Origin of the sequence: Clostridium neonatale (assembly GCF_900465025.1) — a bacterium.
GTDB lineage: Bacteria > Bacillota > Clostridia > Clostridiales > Clostridiaceae > Clostridium > Clostridium neonatale.
The window spans coordinates 1,705,662-1,720,285 of sequence record NZ_UICR01000001.1 but is presented as its reverse complement, the minus strand read 5'-3'; the positions used below and the strand labels follow the sequence as shown (position 1 = coordinate 1,720,285).

Annotated in this window: 14 protein-coding genes; all 14 read right to left on the bottom strand. The window is 27.9% G+C overall.

The features are described from left to right. Position 1 precedes the first annotated feature (1 nt). Entirely contained in the window at positions 2 to 1,039 is a 1,038-nt protein-coding gene (locus CNEONATNEC86_RS07885; protein WP_159135820.1) for a pyridoxal phosphate-dependent aminotransferase, read from the bottom strand. Beyond that, positions 1,039 to 2,325, bottom strand: coding sequence for a histidinol dehydrogenase (hisD, locus tag CNEONATNEC86_RS07880; RefSeq protein WP_159135819.1), 1,287 nt, complete (start codon positions 2,323 to 2,325; stop codon positions 1,039 to 1,041). Before hisD ends, CNEONATNEC86_RS07885 begins: the two co-directional genes overlap by 1 nt. A 144-nt stretch (positions 2,326 to 2,469) precedes the next feature. Continuing rightward, positions 2,470 to 3,099 (bottom strand): ATP phosphoribosyltransferase, encoded by a 630-nt coding sequence (hisG, locus tag CNEONATNEC86_RS07875; protein WP_125148871.1) that lies wholly within the window; start codon positions 3,097 to 3,099, stop codon positions 2,470 to 2,472. 4 nt (positions 3,100 to 3,103) lie between these two features. After that, positions 3,104 to 4,249 (bottom strand): ATP phosphoribosyltransferase regulatory subunit, encoded by a 1,146-nt coding sequence (gene hisZ / locus CNEONATNEC86_RS07870; RefSeq protein WP_159135818.1) that lies wholly within the window; start codon positions 4,247 to 4,249, stop codon positions 3,104 to 3,106. A gap of 220 nt (positions 4,250 to 4,469) precedes the next feature. Next, positions 4,470 to 4,604 carry a hypothetical protein gene (locus tag CNEONATNEC86_RS21805; RefSeq protein WP_276508213.1) on the bottom strand — a complete coding sequence of 45 codons (135 nt, stop codon included), beginning with the start codon at positions 4,602 to 4,604 and terminating at the stop codon, positions 4,470 to 4,472. A 249-nt stretch (positions 4,605 to 4,853) separates the two neighbouring features. Continuing rightward, positions 4,854 to 6,011 carry a tRNA uracil 4-sulfurtransferase ThiI gene (gene thiI / locus CNEONATNEC86_RS07865; protein ID WP_058294696.1) on the bottom strand — a complete coding sequence of 386 codons (1,158 nt, stop codon included), beginning with the start codon at positions 6,009 to 6,011 and terminating at the stop codon, positions 4,854 to 4,856. Between the two features lie 49 nt (positions 6,012 to 6,060). Then, a complete protein-coding gene (locus tag CNEONATNEC86_RS07860) occupies positions 6,061 to 7,215 on the bottom strand; it encodes a cysteine desulfurase family protein (RefSeq protein WP_159135817.1) in 1,155 nt (384 codons plus the stop codon). 283 nt (positions 7,216 to 7,498) lie between these two features. Further along, positions 7,499 to 7,978: a peptide-methionine (S)-S-oxide reductase MsrA gene (msrA, locus tag CNEONATNEC86_RS07855; protein WP_058294694.1), complete on the bottom strand. Its 480-nt coding sequence runs from the start codon at positions 7,976 to 7,978 to the stop codon at positions 7,499 to 7,501. 99 nt (positions 7,979 to 8,077) lie between these two features. Continuing rightward, complete coding sequence (locus CNEONATNEC86_RS07850; protein WP_159135816.1) at positions 8,078 to 8,986, bottom strand: NAD(P)-dependent oxidoreductase; 909 nt, start codon at positions 8,984 to 8,986, stop codon at positions 8,078 to 8,080. A gap of 161 nt (positions 8,987 to 9,147) precedes the next feature. Continuing rightward, on the bottom strand, positions 9,148 to 10,164 hold the full coding sequence (locus CNEONATNEC86_RS07845) for a transcriptional regulator (protein WP_159135815.1): 1,017 nt from the start codon (positions 10,162 to 10,164) through the stop codon (positions 9,148 to 9,150). A 332-nt stretch (positions 10,165 to 10,496) separates the two neighbouring features. Beyond that, positions 10,497 to 10,934 carry an ACT domain-containing protein gene (locus CNEONATNEC86_RS07840; protein WP_097919311.1) on the bottom strand — a complete coding sequence of 146 codons (438 nt, stop codon included), beginning with the start codon at positions 10,932 to 10,934 and terminating at the stop codon, positions 10,497 to 10,499. Beyond that, positions 10,934 to 11,833, bottom strand: a complete 900-nt coding sequence (gene thrB, locus CNEONATNEC86_RS07835) for a homoserine kinase (RefSeq protein ID WP_159135814.1) — start codon at positions 11,831 to 11,833, stop codon at positions 10,934 to 10,936. Before thrB ends, CNEONATNEC86_RS07840 begins: the two co-directional genes overlap by 1 nt. A gap of 20 nt (positions 11,834 to 11,853) precedes the next feature. Continuing rightward, positions 11,854 to 13,308 (bottom strand): threonine synthase, encoded by a 1,455-nt coding sequence (thrC, locus tag CNEONATNEC86_RS07830; protein WP_159135813.1) that lies wholly within the window; start codon positions 13,306 to 13,308, stop codon positions 11,854 to 11,856. 266 nt (positions 13,309 to 13,574) lie between these two features. After that, positions 13,575 to 14,513, bottom strand: coding sequence for a DUF6414 family protein (locus CNEONATNEC86_RS07825; RefSeq protein WP_159135812.1), 939 nt, complete (start codon positions 14,511 to 14,513; stop codon positions 13,575 to 13,577). Positions 14,514 to 14,624: the final 111 nt, after the last annotated feature.

Here is a 14,624-nt window from a genome sequence, read left to right as displayed (position 1 = left end):
TTTAATATCCAAATATATTTTTTATAGATTCTACAACCTTCCTATTTTCCATAGGTGAACCAACTGTAATTCTAAAAACATCCCCATTGAAATACCTAATTGAGATTCCATCTTTTATCAGACCTTTTTCAAGTGCCTCTTTATGACTAGTTTTCCCATAAATGAAATTTCCCTTTGATGGATAAAACTCAATATGCATTGCTGCATTTTTTTGTATTTTATTAAGTTCACTAAAAAGTAATTCCCTTTGTTCTACTACTTTTTTTGCATTTTCAATTACTCTATCTGGATATCTTAGAACTACTGAAGCTAAATTTTGTGAATATGAGCTTATTGTATATGGTACTTTGAATTTTAATAGCTCCTTTACATTTTCTTCATTAGTTATTAAAAATCCCAGTCTAAGTGCTGCAAGCCCCCATGCTTTTGAAAGAGTTCTTGTTATATATAAATTTTTGTATTCATTTATATATGAAATTACTGTTTCTCCATAAAATTCGTAGTATGCTTCATCAACAACTACAGGCTTATCCTTAAATACTTCTAGAACCTTTAATATATCTTCTACTTTAATGCCTATTCCTGTTGGATTATTAGGATTAGAAAATATAATCATATCTATATCTTCGTTTTTACCCATTTCTATAAATTCATCTACATTAAACTTCATAGACTCACCTATATTATAGGTTTTAATTTCTCCACCAAATCGTGTTACATAAAAATCATACATTACAAAATCAGGATTTAAACTCAATACTTTTTTTCCTTGTCTAATAACTGAACTTATTACAAGATCAATAGCTTCATCTGATCCATTACCAACAATAATATTTTTAGGATCTGTATCTGCGTACTTAGCATATAATTTTTTTATTTCCTGCATATCATTTGTTGGATATCTATGCAAATCAATTTGTGTTAGACAGGATTTCATTTTCATGAGTATATTTTCATTAATATTAAGATAAATTTCATTGCTATCAAGATTTATCTTGTATTCTTTTTCTATATTTATATACTCATTAATAACACTCATCACTTTAACCTCACTTTAACTGAGTTTGCATGGGCTGTTAATCCTTCTTTGTTTGCAAGAGTTATTATCTTATTGCCATTTTCTAGAATAGCTTCTTTTGAATAATGTATAAATGATGATTTTTTTACAAAACTGTCAACAGATAAAGGTGAAAAAAATCTTGCTGTACCACTTGTAGGTAAAACATGATTTGTGCCTCCAAAATAATCCCCTATTGGCTCTGGGCAATATCTTCCTAAAAATACTGATCCAGCATGTTTAACTAATCCTAAATACGACATTGGTTCATCAACCATAAGCTCTAGATGCTCTGGTGCAATGCAATTTGATATTTCAATACATTCTTCTAGTGTTTTACAAATTATAGCTTTTCCAAAATCTTTTAAAGATGTTCTTATTATTTCTTCTCTTTCTAATGTTTTAGCCTGTTTATCGAGTTCCGCCTCAACTTCTTCATACAATTTTTTAGATGTTGTTATAAGTATAGATGATGCTAACTTATCATGTTCTGCTTGTGACATTAAATCCGCTGCAACATGAACTGGATTTGATTTTTCATCAGCAATAACAAGAATTTCACTTGGTCCTGCAATCATGTCTATATCTACTTGTCCAAAAACTAATTTTTTAGCAGTCGCTACAAATATATTTCCTGGTCCAACTATCTTGTCAACTCTTGGTATACTTTCTGTTCCATATGCTAAAGCTGCAACAGCTTGTGCTCCACCGACTTTATATATCTTATTTATACCAGCAATTTTAGCTGCTACACCTATATATGGATTAATTCCTCCATCCTTATCTGGTGGTGTAACCATTATCATTTCTTCTACTCCCGCAACCTTTGCGGGTATTACGTTCATTAAAACAGAAGATGGATAAGCCGCAGTTCCCCCTGGTACATAAACCCCAACTTTCTCAAGTGGGAGAACCCTTTGCCCTAAATAAATTCCATTTTCTTCTGTCATAATATAGCCAGTTTTCTTTTGTTTCATATGATAATTTTCAATGTTAATTTTTGCTTCTTTTAAGGCTTCAATAAACTCATCTTCTACCTTATCAAAGCACCTTTCAATTTCATCTGATGAAATTTGCAAATTAGTAAGTTCAACTTTGTCAAAAGTTTTTGTTAATTCAAATAAAGCTTCATCCCCGTCACTCTTAACTTTTGATAAAATGTTTCTTACACTTTCAATTACACTGCTATCTGCGTCTTCCACTCTTTCTTTTAATTCATTAATCAATTTTTCTTTATTGCTTTCATTAATTTCCATTAAGCTTAGCATTTAGTAGTAGCCCCCTCTAACATAAATTTACATATTAACTGATTATTAAATATATACACACATTAGTATTAATATATCAACTTATTTGAGCAAAATCAATTAATATATTAATTATAATTATGAATACTCTGCGAATTTTGTCAATTACTTATCAATAACTTTTTTAATTTTTTCTATAAATTCCCCAATTTCTTTTTGCTTCATTTTAAAACTTGCTTTATTAATTATCATTCTTGCACTTATATCACAAATTCTATCTAGTACTATTAAGCCATTTTCTCTAAGCGTTGTACCAGTCTCCATTATATCTACTATTCCATCACACAAGCCAAGTATTGGTGCTAACTCCACTGAGCCTTCAATTTTAATAACTTCAACATCCATGCCTTTGTCTTTAAAATAATCTTTTGCAACTTTAGGATATTTACTTCCAATCTTAACATGTCCAACTTTTTTATAAATATCGTTTTCTGGGAGAGATGCTACAATAAAGCCACACTTTCCAAATCCCAAATCTAATACCTCATAGCAATTAGTATCACTTTCTAATATTGTATCCTTACCTACAACTCCAATATCAGCAACCCCATGTTCAACGTAAGTTATTGAATCAGCTGCTTTAACCAAGAAATAGTTAATATCTGCGCTCTTATCTTTAAATACAAGCTTTCTTCCTTTATTCTTTAATTCTGATGGGTCATAATGTGCTTTATCTAATAACTTAATGCTTTCCTCTTCCAATCTGCCCTTAGTAAGTGCTATACTTATACTCATAATACTATTTGCCCCCTTCCTTAATTATCTTAACTTCTTCTAGATCTTCTTTTGGCATTAATTCTACTATATATCCTTGATTTCTGAGTTCCTGGCTTTTTTTAATTGCTTCTATTTTATTTTTTTCACTATAAAATATTTTATAAGCTTCATACTCATATTTAAAAATATCATTTACATCTACAATTGGTATAACTGAATTTATATCAATAGAAAATCCTACCGCTGGTAAATAATCTTTATGTGGTTTTATTAAATTATTATATCTACCGCCTCTTAGTACAGTAGTACCAACACCATCAACATACCCTTTAAAAATAATTCCAGTATAATAATTAAGCCTTGGTATCATTCCTAAATCAAAAGTTACATTATCTCCATAACCTAATTTTTCTAGATCTAAATATATTCTTTCTAAATAATCTAAATTTTCTTTTATAGAATCATTAAATGCTAATTCTTTCGCTTTTTCTAATATTGATTTATCTCCAAACATCCATGGAAGCTTATTGAAAAATACTTTATATTCATTTTCAATATTTAAATCTTCTAAGTATTCCTCTAAACTTTTTAAATTCTTCTCATCAATAAATTTAGCTATTTTACTTTTGCACTCTTCATCTATATCTGTATTAACAAATGCACCATTAAAAAAACCTATATTACCAATTTCAAGTTTAAAATCTTTTAATCCTAATTTCTTTAATCCCTCTAATGCTAAAACAAGTATTTCTAAGTCGGATTCTTTTTCACTAAGTCCTATGAGTTCTACCCCAATATCCGTATATTCATTTCTTTTTCCCCCAAGGCTTTTATGAACTCTAAATATATTAGAATTATATCTAAGCTTTATTGGTAAGTCTGTATCTTTAAGTTTAGTCTCTACAACTCTTGCTATTGGAACTGTCATATCAGGTCTAAGAACTAAAATACGCCCCTTATTATCAAAGAACTTATACATATCTTCTTCTCTAAGGGTATTAGAATTATGATTGAAAGTTTCATAATATTCTACAGTAGGAGTAATAACTTCTTTATATCCCCACTTATTAAAAAGTTCATCTATATCTCTTTCTAATTGTTTTTTAACAATACATTCATTTAATATTAAATCTCTTGTTCCTTCTGGAAGAACATTTCTTTGCCCCATTGTTACCCCACCTATAATCATTTATTAATTTATCAATTTAGCGCGCTAAATTGATGCTATAATAATAATATCTTATTCTAGCAATATTGTCAATCACTTCAAAATATTTTCTTATTATTTCATTTTCTAACTTCTAAATATATAATCTGTTCAAAAGTAATTCATTTAAAAAAGGAGTGGTGTATGATTAATATAAACTTTCATACATTACTCCTTATAATTATTTAACTTCATCTTCATTGAGTCTTTCTATTCCTTCTTTATCTAATCTATGAATAACCCACTTTTTTTGAATCTTTTCTCCTAAGCTACTATAGAAATTAAGAGAAGATTTATTCCAATCTAGGCATACCACTCAAATCTTTCACATTTTTCATATGTAGCCAACTCTTTAATTAACTCTAAAATTATTTTTGCATCTTCTTTTGTTGTTTTTTAAATCTTACATTCTTAATATTAGTATCAATATAATTTATTTTATTTCTCCTTTAATTTTATAATTATTCTTTTAATTAACATTCTTTACAATATATTTTAATATACCTTACAATACATAGAAAAGACTGTTTATAATGATTTAATATTCATTATAAACAGTCTCATTTTAATATGTTACAATTTCCATATTATCAATTGCAACATTAACTAATTCATCTATATCTAAATTTTCTTCTTGCTTTATGATCGGCTCAAGTTTTGGATTAGTTTTAGGATGTTTTGGAACAAATATAGTACAACAATCCTCATAAGGTAAAATAGATGTTTCATATGTTCCTATTTTTCTCGATATATCCATTATATCAGTTTTATCCATTGCAATAAGTGGTCTAAATGCCGGTCTATCTGCACAATTGTCACTTACTATAAGACCATCCATAGTTTGACTTGCAACTTGACCTATACTTTCTCCTGTAGTTACTGAATCTATATTATATTTTTCAGCTAATTTACAAGCTACTCTCATCATGAATCTTCTCATTATAATTGTTAATTCATCTTCTCTACAATTTTTTATTATACTCATTTGAATATCTGTAAATGGCACAATATATAAATTAATTCTTTCAGTATATGTAGATAATATCTTAGCTAAATCTTTAACCTTATCTTTTGCTCTTTCTGAAGTATAAGGATGACTATGGTAATAAACGCAGCTTACTTCAACACCTCTTCTTGCCATAAGATATCCAGCTACAGGTGAATCAATTCCTCCAGAAAGCATTAGCATTGTACTTCCATTCATTCCATATGGCAATCCAGCTGCACCTTCTGTTATATCTGAATTTGACCATATATATGCATAATTGTTTCTTATCTCAATATTAATTAAAATATCTGGATTTTTAACATCAACGTTTAAATCTTTTTCATAATTTGCTAATATATATCCGCCAACCGTTCTAGAAACTTCCATAGAATTCATTTCAAAGTTTTTATTTGCTCTATTAGTTTTTACTTTAAATGTTTTTCCTTCACATTTCTTTATTTTATCTAATGAAACTGCCTTTATCTCATCTAAATCTATGCTTACTTCTTTAACAACACATACTTCTAAAATACCAAATACTTTCGATATTCTCTTTACACTTTCTTCAATTTCATCTGTTTTGATAAAGTATCTTCCACTATCATGAATAAATTCAACTTTTATATTTTCAAGCTTCTTGCATATATTATCTCTTAATTTCTTTTCAAATTTACCTCTATTTAATCCTTTTAAAAATATTTCAGGTGCATATTTTACTAATATTAATTCTTTCATATTTTCCTCCTAAATTCATTTAGTTATAAATATTTTACTTCCAAATGATTTACCTTATTTTATTAAGCATTCTTAAGAACACCAAACCATTTTTTAATTCTTCAATAACATAGTCAACTTCTTCTATATTATTATCATCTGAAAAAGAAAATCTAATTCCACCAAGTATTTCATCTCTATCTAAATTAATAGATTTTAATACATAGCTTCCCCCTATTTTTTCACGTTCTTTTGATGAACATGCTGATCCAGTTGATATATAAATTCCTTTTTCCTCTAAAAAGTGAAGTAAAACTTCTCCTTTGATACCTTTAAAAGAAACATTTAATATATATGGTGAAAAGTAATCATTATTTAAGCTATTTATAGTTATATCTTCTATATCATTAAGCTTTTCTATAAATCTTTGTTTAATGTCAAATACTTTTTGATAGTTATTTTTCATATTTTTATTAACTATTTCTGCTGCTTTAGCCATTCCCATTATAGCAGCAATATTTTGTGTTCCTGCTCTAAATCCAAATTCTTGTGATCCTCCATTAATTAGAGGGTTTATATTATTTGTTTTTTTTATATATGTAAATCCGCATCCTTTAGGACCATGAAATTTATGTGCACTTGCACTTAAAAAGTCGATATTCATCTTTTTAACATCAATTTTTAATTTTCCAAAGCTTTGTACAGCATCTACATGGAACCTTGCTCTGCTGCTGTTACTTTTTATTATATTCCCAATGGACTCTATATCCTGAATAGTTCCTATTTCATTGTTTACATGCATAATTGATACAAGTGCCGTGTCTTTTGTTATAGATTCTTTAAGATGTTCTAAATCAACTCTTCCATCTTTGTCAATTTTTAAAAATGTAATTTTAACATTATCTTCTTCTAGCTTTTTTAATGTATTTAAAATAGAAGCATGCTCAAATGGAGTTGTTATAAGGTGACTTCCAGATTTTAATACACCTTTAAGTATTAAATTATTTCCTTCGCTTCCACCCGAATTAAAATGGACCTCATTTGCTTCAGCATTTATTATCTCTGAAATTACACTTCTACACTCTTTTAATTTTCTTTCACTCTTTAATCCTAAGTTATGAAGTGATGAAGGATTTCCATAATACTCTTTCATACCTGTTACTACTTCTTCTATAACATTATCATACATTTTTGTAGTAGAACTATTATCAAAATAAACTTCCATATTATCCTTCTTTCTAATTGATATTGTACCTAAACTGCTAATATATATATTATTCTTATAAACTTACTATGCTTTAGCATTTTTTATTATAGCAAAAAAAGAATTATACTTAAAGTACTTTTTATTATAATCACCCACCACAAAAAAATACTATGCTTTGAAAAAATCAATAACATAGTATTTAATACTTTTCATTTTATGAAATTTTTAACTAATAATTAAATTTATTTCACTTAATAGTATTTAACTGTAAGTAAAAAAGCGATGCTAACTTTTTATTCTTCTATTTAATATAATCAGGTATATGGCAATATCCATTTGGATTTTTCTTTAAATACTTCTGATGATATTCTTCCGCTTTATAATAGTTCTTTACTGGCTTCACTTCTGTCACCACTAAATTTTTATAAAATGAATCCATTTTTCTTTTACTTATTATAATATCCTTTAAATCTTCTTCATCAAAATAATAAATTCCACTTCTATATTGTGTTCCAACATCATTTCCCTGTTTATTAATAATTGTAGGATCTATTATTTTCCAAAATTTATCTAATAGTTCTGTTAGTGATATTACTTTTTCATCAAATTTTACTAAGCATATTTCTACGAAATCAGTATTTCCTGTGCATACCATCTCATATGTTGGACTTTCTATATTTCCATTTACATATCCTACTTCAGTTTCTACAACTCCAGGTATTTTAGAAAAAAACTTTTCCACACCCCAGAAGCATCCTCCCCCTAAAGCTATTTTTTTCATATATTCACATCCTTTGAACATATTATTAATAAATACATACTCTTTTAATTATTCCTTATTTCTATTTTTATAATCATACATTAGTATGATTTATCATTCCTATAAATAGTATTTAAGAAGTGCCTGTGTGCCAAGGTCATCCATCCCATCTTCACTTAGCTGCTCATACATCTTCAATACTATATCAAGCATTTCCAGCTTACTTCTATTTTTATTATTTTCAAATACATCACTACATATCTCTTTTGCTATGTGTGCAGATTCATATTCCTCTTTTGCAATGTGCATATCTTTTATAAAATGCTTTATATAAAACCCTGGATTAAAGTCTCCTTCTAACATACGTGGACCCATATTCTTCATTTGCCAGCTTCCTGCAGCACCTTCAGAAATACTATCTAACATTAATTTAGTATCTAATCCTTGAGCTTTCCCATATGCTATTGCTTCACACACACCTGACACAGCACCTGCTATTGCTATTTGGTTTGCCATTTTAGTATGTTGCCCACTGCCTGCTTTTCCTTCATATATTATATTTGTTCCCATAGATTCAAATATACTTTTATTTTCTTCAAATACCTCTTTATCACCACCAACCATAATTGATAATGTACCATTTTTAGCACCAACATCGCCACCAGATACTGGAGCATCCAATGCATATATTTTTCTCTTCTTAGCTTCTTCGTATATTTTTATTGAAAGAGTAGGACTTGTTGTTGTCATATCTATAACAACAGTTCCTTCTTTTATATTTTCTAAAATTCCTTCACTTCCAAAATAAACTTCCTCTACATCTTTAGGGTATCCAATAATTGTTATTATGATATCAGTATCTTTTACACACTCTTTTATACTATCTTTCCATAATGCTCCCATTTCAATCAACTCTAAGGCCTTATCTTTCGTTCTATTATATATAGTAACATCATATCCATCTTTGATAAGATTTTTTATCATAGACCTTCCCATGACCCCTGTACCTATAAATGATATTTTTTTCATCTTTATTCCTCCGTTTATTTGAATATCTTATTTTTTGTTTTTATTAACACTTAATTTTAGTATAAGCATTTTTTCACAAATTTAAAATAGATATTTTATAATTGACTTCTATAAAAAAGATAGCCCGGAATCATCTTAAATCCAAGCTATCTAGATAGAAATTAATTCTTTGCATTAACTAAAACCTGTTTTTCAATTCCTTTAATCTTAACATCAACTTGCGAAAGAATATCAAATATTATACTTTCACTCTTTCTATTAATTATAGCAGTCTGTAACTGTTGCTTTAATATGTTTATTTCTTCTGTTAACTCAACAATTTCCTTATCTCTCTCTACTATGTTTCTATTTTTTAATGATAATTCATATTTCAATTTTTCTGATTCCTTAGTGTATTTATCCAATGCATTTTGAATATATTTCTGGGTATTATCATTTAATAAATCAATTTCTTCTCTATATATTTTTTCCTTGATTATGTTTAATATTTTATTCATATAATCATATTCAATATAAAAATTGTACTCATCTTTTGAGCCTAATATGCTTAAAAGTAAATTATTTATTGTATCTGAAACTTCTAATGCATATTTATACTCTTTATTATACACTTCACAAATCATAAATTTGTTAATTTTTTTATTTATATCTTCATGCATATAAAAATTAGTTTTTCTTTCATTATATATGTTAAAAAACTTTTGTGGCATAATATAGTCTTTTTCATCATGCCTGCTTTGTACTATAATCCCTCCGCATTTTGCTTTTTTAGTAATAATGAAGGAATAAAATCTTTTTATTAAATTGTTAACAGCCAATTCATATAAATCCTTTGACCGAAATCTATCCTGCTTTATAGAAGTTGATACAATTGAGAACTTTAAATTCTTTAAAAATTTTGGTAATACTGATATTGTCTTACCTAATATTTCACTAGCCTCGGTTAAGAAAACGTTTTCTGTTTCTGTTATGTTATTTATTCTTATGTCATTAGCCCCATCCTTATTTATTATTTGCTTCTTAAACCCTTTTAGCTTATCGGCAAGCTCACTATCTACAGCAGATAAATTAGTGCAATAATCACGTTCAAATATTACTCCCACCATAGAAAAATTATTTCCGTCACTATTACTATAGCATCCTCTCTCGTCAATAAACATTAAATACTCTTTACTCATATAACCCTCTCCTCCATAATACTATATTATTCTAAATACTATGCATATATATGTTTTATTATTATAAACATTTTTGCATTTAGATATAATAATATATTAATAACTATAATAGCTTATAAAAAATACCCACTTTAAAAGCTATATAATAATTATTTCCATTAGTTTCTAATGACCACTTTCTTAAGCCCTTTAATAATATATTCAACATCGGTACTACTATTTCCTTTTTTTCAAAAAGAAAATCTTATTACAAATTAATATATGATTATATCTCTTTATATAGAACTAAAAGCACTTAAGAAATATTATTTATATTTCTTAAGTGCTTTTAGTTATTCCATTCCTATAAACTCTACTTTTTCAACATTACGTATTTTTGTGAGCCCATCTGTTAATGTCTTTATATCTCCATTTAAAGTTGATAAATCTATGGTTATGCTTAAATTAGCATAACCATTTAGAGGAATACCTTGATTTATTGTTAAAATATCTCCTCCTGTTTCAGATATGTAATTACTTATAGCCGATAACATACCTCTTTCATTTTTCAAAATGAGGTTATATGTAATCTTTCTTCCTTCTGATGTTTCTGAAAAATCAAATACAAAATCTTTGTATTTGTAATATACACTTCTACTTATCCCTGCAATTTTAACAGCTTCCGTAATTTCTTTAACTTTTCCATCCTTTAAAAGTTTTTTTGCAAAAAGAACTTTTTCATAGACATCTGGTAAAACTCTTTTGTCTATAACTAAGTAACTTCCATTCATTAGTAATCACCTTCTATAATGGTTGCCCCTTCATTATCTAAAGATAATTCTAATATATCCCATTGTAAATTTTCATGATTTAAAAATTCTCTAAGCTTATTGCTAAAACGCACATCCCTATCCTCGATAAGAGTCATGATTGTTGGACCTGCTCCGCTTAAATAGCAGCCTAACGCTCCAAGCTCATAGCTCTTATTATACACCTTTTCAAAACCAGGAATCAACTTACTCCTGTAATTTTGATGAAAGGCATCTTTACATGCAGTTCTTATTACTTCAAATTTTCCACTGCTTAAACAAGCAACCATTAGTGCTGCTCTTGAAACATTGTATACACCATCTTTCATAGTAAGCTCTTTTGGTAATACACTTCTTGCCTTTTCTGTAGATAACCTAAAGTTTGGAACTATAGTTATAAATTTTAAGCCTTCATGTACTTTAATTTTATCAAAAAAAGTTTTCTTGTCTTCAGTTGCTGCAACTACCATGCCCCCAAGTAGTGCTGGTGCAACATTGTCAGGATGCCCTTCAATCTCTGTTGCCATATCTAATAATTCATCTTTTGAAAACTTATTACCAAGTATTGCATTAGCTCCAACTAGTCCCCCAACTATACATGTAGAGCTGCTTCCAAGGCCTCTTGCCACTGGTACATCTTGCTTAATTTCACTAATTTCTAATCCTTTTATTTTATATCCAGCTTTATCAAAACAAAATTTCATTGCTTTATAAATTATGTTATCTTCATTACAGAACTCTTCTGGCATTCCTTTAAATTTTAAGCCATTTTCAATTTCATTAAATTCAAATTCATTATATAAATTTAACGCAATTCCTAATGAATCAAATCCCGGTCCCATATTAGCTGATGTAGCTGGTACTCTTACTCTAATACTCATAAAGCTTATCCCCTTTTGCCTTATTTCAAGAAAGATAATAGAGCATCTTTCATCTGGCTCTTATCCCATAATTCATCATGTAGAACTTTGGCATTTTCTAAGTTTGCTAAGTTCTTTGGAATATCAGTCTTAGTTTCTTCATGTAATTTTGTTAATACTTTAAAATCATCTATATCTTTAACATCAATATTTAATGCATTACAAATACTTCTTGGGAATTTGTATGGACTTGCTGTTGAAAGAACTAAAGCTGGTTTATCATCTCCAGTTTCTTTAACATATTTGTTCTTAACTACATGTGCTACAGCTGTATGTGTATCCATAACATAATTTTGTTTTTCGTATTCTTCTTTTATTGCTGCATAAACCTCATCAGTTGTAGCAAAGTTTCCATAAAATTCTTTTATAAATGATTTTACTTTATCATTTACTTCATATACTCCTTTAGCATTTAGTGAATTCATTAATTCGCTAACTATTTCAGGATTTCTTCCACTTGCTTCATATAATAATCTTTCTAGATTTGATGAAACAAGTATGTCCATTGATGGTGATTCAGTTAAAATCAGTTCTCTCTTCTTATCATATACCCCTGTTTCAAAGAAGTCTGTAAGAACTTTATTTTCATTTGAAGCACATATAAATTTATCTATTGGTAATCCCATTTGCTTTGCATAATATCCTGCTAGTATATTACCAAAATTACCAGTTGGAACTACAACATTTATTTTATCATCTAATTTAATTACCCCTTGATTAACTAAATTGAAGTATCCATAAAAATAATATACTATTTGAGGTACTAATCTTCCAATATTGATTGAATTAGCCGAAGATAATATATATCCTTTTTGCGCTAATTTTGCTTTAAAATCATCATCTCCAAAAATTTGTTTTACACCTGTTTGAGCATCATCGAAATTCCCCTTAATTCCGATTACTTTAACATTATCCCCTTCTTGACTTGACATTTGTCTTTCTTGAATGGCACTTACTCCATTCTTAGGATAATACACAACTACTTTAAAGCCATCCACTCCTGCAAAACCTTCTAGTGCAGCTTTACCAGTATCTCCAGATGTAGCTGTAAGAATAGTAACTTCCTCTTTAATTCCTTGATTTTTTTTTGCTCTTTTCATTATTTGTGGTAAAAATAATAGTGCTGCATCTTTAAATGCACAAGTTGGTCCATGGTATAATTCTAAAAAGTTATTTTTTACTTTTACATCAAATCTATTGTTATATGCATCATTTATTGCCCCCATTAATTCTGCATCATCAATATCTGTAAAATATTCGTTAATAACTTTAAATGCTAATTCTTCATATTTTATATTTGTATTTTCTTTTAGCTTGTCATATACTTTTGGAAATTCATCTGGTACGTATAATCCACCATCTTTTGCAATACCATTAATTATTGCCTCTGCAGATGGTATTTCTTTTTCCAATCCCCTAGTACTTCTAAACTTCATTTTATCACCTCAAATAATATATTCAGACATTATTATACATATATAGATTGTCGACAATTATCAATATATAAATATATTCCATCTGTAGTATATATTATCATGTATCTTATTGATAAACAAGTGTTTTTCCTTTAAACACACAAATAAAATAAAATTTTTTCATATTTTATAAAAATTTTTCATATTTATTTTTAATGATATATTAAAACTAAACGTATTCTTATAATAATTTCTTAAAAACTACACTTTTATATGACTATTATTGCTCACATATATATATTTATCGGCATAACTTGAATTGCACATTTTTCCATCCTTAAATTAGGACATTGGGGAACAAAAATATCATTGTCTTCTAAGCATTTAATAAGACACTGAGATTTTTCAAAAAATTTTTCGTAAAATTCTTCTTGACCTGTTTTTCTTAACAAACTTATTGAATCGCAATCCTCGCTACACGTCTTTACTACTTTACCAACAATTTTACAATGACAGTTTATTTTATCAAATACACTACATTTATTATTCATGAAATTATCTGTACTTACAGTTAAAATTACAGTTCCATTACCAGACTTCATTATTACATCTTGTGTATTATTACAGCATAAGACTTTTTGCAGGTATGTTAACATTTTGTAAAACCTTGTGAACGTCAAATTACAACTACAATTTTTTGTAAGAGTATCTAAATAATCACATCCAAATACATCCATAAGATTTATTAATGTGTCTACATAAGATACGAGACTATTATTAGTAATTGTACCTTCCAATTCAATTATATCCCCAACCTCTATATTGTCATTTTCTATATCATCTTCATTTTTTTTATGAAGTTTTTCATTTTCATTGAAATAATCAATTAGATTTCTATTTAGCACAAAAGTAGTAAAGGTAGTTTGAACTTTTTTCTCTTCCCTTACACACCTTCTTGCATCCAATGCCCTGTCATAATGGTAATGCTCAAAATCATTATTGGAATCAAGTTTATTTTTATCTTTGAAGCCTTCTCTTTCTATTCTTGTAATACTGTCTTGACTAGTATTTTCACTTCTATGACCTTCCTGCATTCCTGCTGATAATGTATTGTCAAATGATTGTGTAAGTGTTACTGTTTCTATAAACCCTGTTAGAACTAGTGATGATAGATTTTTAACCAATATTTCATCTAAATATACAAGCACATCAAAAGGATTATTCATACTTTCTCCTTTCTATAATGTTAATGTATTTATGTATTTTCTCTCATATAATATATTCTAATAAATTGAAAATATTATTAAATTTATTTTACTCAGCAAATTTTATTCCAT

Bases quoted from the DNA above. Each gene is read 5' to 3' on its own strand.
- CNEONATNEC86_RS07885 (WP_159135820.1), bottom strand. From the start codon at position 1,039: ATGAGTGTTATTAATGAGTATATAAATATAGAAAAAGAATACAAGATA.
- hisD (WP_159135819.1), bottom strand. From the start codon at position 2,325: ATGCTAAGCTTAATGGAAATTAATGAAAGCAATAAAGAAAAATTGATT.
- hisG (WP_125148871.1), bottom strand. From the start codon at position 3,099: ATGAGTATAAGTATAGCACTTACTAAGGGCAGATTGGAAGAGGAAAGC.
- hisZ (WP_159135818.1), bottom strand. From the start codon at position 4,249: ATGGGGCAAAGAAATGTTCTTCCAGAAGGAACAAGAGATTTAATATTA.
- thiI (WP_058294696.1), bottom strand. From the start codon at position 6,011: ATGAAAGAATTAATATTAGTAAAATATGCACCTGAAATATTTTTAAAA.
- CNEONATNEC86_RS07860 (WP_159135817.1), bottom strand. From the start codon at position 7,215: ATGGAAGTTTATTTTGATAATAGTTCTACTACAAAAATGTATGATAAT.
- msrA (WP_058294694.1), bottom strand. From the start codon at position 7,978: ATGAAAAAAATAGCTTTAGGGGGAGGATGCTTCTGGGGTGTGGAAAAG.
- CNEONATNEC86_RS07850 (WP_159135816.1), bottom strand. From the start codon at position 8,986: ATGAAAAAAATATCATTTATAGGTACAGGGGTCATGGGAAGGTCTATG.
- CNEONATNEC86_RS07845 (WP_159135815.1), bottom strand. From the start codon at position 10,164: ATGAGTAAAGAGTATTTAATGTTTATTGACGAGAGAGGATGCTATAGT.
- CNEONATNEC86_RS07840 (WP_097919311.1), bottom strand. From the start codon at position 10,934: ATGAATGGAAGTTACTTAGTTATAGACAAAAGAGTTTTACCAGATGTC.
- thrB (WP_159135814.1), bottom strand. From the start codon at position 11,833: ATGAGTATTAGAGTAAGAGTACCAGCTACATCAGCTAATATGGGACCG.
- thrC (WP_159135813.1), bottom strand. From the start codon at position 13,308: ATGAAGTTTAGAAGTACTAGGGGATTGGAAAAAGAAATACCATCTGCA.
- CNEONATNEC86_RS07825 (WP_159135812.1), bottom strand. From the start codon at position 14,513: ATGAATAATCCTTTTGATGTGCTTGTATATTTAGATGAAATATTGGTT.